The following is a 2534-nucleotide window of genomic DNA, read 5'->3' on the forward strand; positions in this document are numbered from 1 at the left end:
ATCGTTAAATCTATTCGTTTCATTTTGGCACACCATTAAAACTTAAAACATATTCCTGCATATCATACAATTCATCGGCAGTTTGCTTGCTAACACCTAAAGTCTCTGCTATATCTTCATAACCAGACTCCAAAGGATTCCATGCATAATTAGGATCATCTTTTACTGCCGCTATAACTTCTCCTACACCATATACAAAATTATTGGCCCCATCTGCAGTTATAAAACCTGCCGGCATTCCTGCTAATCCACCACTTGCACCAATTGCTATTAAGCCTCCTGTAGTCTGAACGAATCCAGTTCCAATATCAAATAAGCCACTTTCGATACTGATACCTTATCTGTATCCGGTGACACTCCCTGTGCCTCTGAATCAGTTACTGAATCCGTTGTATCATGCTCGATTGGCATCTCTGAAGGCATCGTCTTGGTTTCTAGATACTTCTCTGACTGATATTCTATATTAGCCAAAGAGTCTGTTGTATTGAGTTCTGTCGGCATGTTCTCTGCATCCTTCTTTTCTCCTGCCAGCCTATCCACAAAAGAACTCAAAGTATCGGCCACGGCATTGTATGCCTGATCACACTCTGCTGTTATGCTCTCATACCAGCCACCCGAGCTTCCATACGCCGACGTAGAAAATGTTTGATCCAAATCCGTATCAAAGACAGCATCCGTATCCTCACAACTGCTATCGAATCAGCACCTAACGATATCATCCCCAACTATTATTGTTATATTGATTCGTCATACCTTAGTACCCCCAAACACGTCTTCCACAAACAATACTGCATATAATACTATAGTTTTACAATTATAAGTAATATGATCCATATAAGAGCACACAAAAACTCTCCATAAGCAATTTTTCTATTTTGTGGCCACGACAAAGCAGCAAACATCAGGAAAATCAACGATAAAAATCCACATATAATATATTCACCAACATCAGCACCAATGATTCCTTGATTAAACAAGATACCCCCAATCAACCCCAGCATAACTATAGCGATCCAAAAATGCACCAATGCCGATGACACTCTTCTATACAAATAACAAAATAATATTCCCAATAACAGCAAACATATACACATAAATACAGTTTGATTTCCTGTTGATAAATATTGACAGAATCCCATCGATATAAAAACCGCACTAGAAATCCACTTTATATTTCCCATTATTCATTCACCTTATCAATACCATTTTTTAAAGCCTTTGCGCCCATAGTAATTAAAGCCCCTATAGCAACAGAACCACCAAAAGTCAAAGCACCAACTACTGCTGTTGGTGCCAATACATACGAAGCAACCGCTCCTAGCCCGACAGTTACGCCCCATCCTGCAACCAAAGCTCCGGTATCAATAGCCATAGCCTTTGCACAATTAATCCCTTGATAATTATGCCAATCATCGTATATATTTTTCCCTGTTAGTGTCATCCCTACCAAACCAAAAGTTTTCCCCAAAGTTTTAGCAACCTGATACGTCTGATGGATTCCTGGATAATCCGTTACCATTAAATTTCGATTCGTCCAAGCCATTGCATCATTTACATAACCATTCGCCTTTTTTACACCACTTTTCTGCGCCACCGCGCCCCAGAACCCTGTCGATTGTTCTTTGATGCTATCTACTACTGCGACAGCTGTATTTTTTGCCTCATCGGCTATTTCTCCTGCTTTTGCTATCGATTGATCCACCGTATTACTGGCATATTCTTTTCCCGTATCCACCATTTCCCCGAATTTATCTACTGCTTGACCTACAGTATCCGTAACATAGTCATAGCCTGCTTCAATTGTCTCGCCAATATTATCCACCGCTTTACTTACCGTATCGCTGACATAATCTTTGGCTTCGCTTGCCCAATCACTAACTTCATCGAACGTTTGACTAAAAAAATCACTAACACACTCTTTCCCCGTTTCAATGATATCGCCTACTTTATCTATCGTCTGACTTATTTCGTCAACAACACTTGTTTTCGGTGACTCTGACAACGTAAATGCCGATACCCCTGTTGTAAAAGAATCATATGCCTGCTTGCATTCTGCCGTTATGCTATCATACCAGCCACCCGAGCTTCCATACGCCGGCGTAGAAAATGTTTGATCCAAATCCGTATCGAAGACAGCATCGGTATCCTCACAACTGCTATACGGCGATACCGATATATCATCATCCGTAATGCCATCGTCGGCCTCCGAATAGCTGCTGTTATCGTTACTATCATCATAGCCGCCATAATCGTCATTGCTGTCACCATCGTTACCATAGCTGCCCGTATCGCTACCGTCATCGTCATTACCATCGTCGTCACCACCACCGTAGCCGCCGTCATAACCGCCACCATAACTGCTATCCGTGTCAGTATCACTACTACCACCATAGCCGCCATCACTACCGCCATACCCACTTGTGCTATTATCATTGTCACCCATATTATCACACACTCCTTAACGGAAACTTTATTCGATTCACCTTCTATTACCCTATACCTAAATTCTAAAAAATCTCTATAATTGCCATTAA

4 protein-coding genes are annotated in these 2534 nt (G+C 41.2%); all 4 read right to left on the minus strand.

Annotated elements, in window-relative coordinates; all coding sequences use genetic code 11:
• Positions 1-19: 19 nt before the first annotated feature.
• Positions 20-238 (minus strand): DUF4225 domain-containing protein, encoded by a 219-nt coding sequence (locus T504_RS0112035; protein ID WP_033171308.1) that lies wholly within the window; start codon positions 236-238, stop codon positions 20-22.
• Positions 239-270: 32 nt separating this feature from the next.
• Entirely contained in the window at positions 271-501 is a 231-nt protein-coding gene (locus tag T504_RS14660) for a hypothetical protein (RefSeq protein WP_156033545.1), read from the minus strand.
• A gap of 299 nt (positions 502-800) precedes the next feature.
• Positions 801-1181 (minus strand): hypothetical protein, encoded by a 381-nt coding sequence (locus T504_RS14665; RefSeq protein WP_156033546.1) that lies wholly within the window; start codon positions 1179-1181, stop codon positions 801-803.
• Positions 1181-2455, minus strand: coding sequence for a hypothetical protein (locus T504_RS0112050; RefSeq protein ID WP_156033547.1), 1275 nt, complete (start codon positions 2453-2455; stop codon positions 1181-1183). Before T504_RS0112050 ends, T504_RS14665 begins: the two co-directional genes overlap by 1 nt.
• Between the last annotated feature and the right edge of the window lie 79 nt (positions 2456-2534).

This window comes from Selenomonas sp. ND2010 (assembly GCF_000702005.1).
Lineage (GTDB): Bacteria > Bacillota > Negativicutes > Selenomonadales > Selenomonadaceae > Selenomonas_A.

Excerpts from the sequence above, each read along its gene's own strand:
- T504_RS0112035 (WP_033171308.1), bottom strand. The coding sequence starts at position 238 with ATGCCGGCAGGTTTTATAACTGCAGATGGGGCCAATAATTTTGTATAT.
- T504_RS14665 (WP_156033546.1), bottom strand. The coding sequence starts at position 1,181 with ATGGGAAATATAAAGTGGATTTCTAGTGCGGTTTTTATATCGATGGGA.
- T504_RS14660 (WP_156033545.1), bottom strand. The coding sequence starts at position 501 with ATGCCGACAGAACTCAATACAACAGACTCTTTGGCTAATATAGAATAT.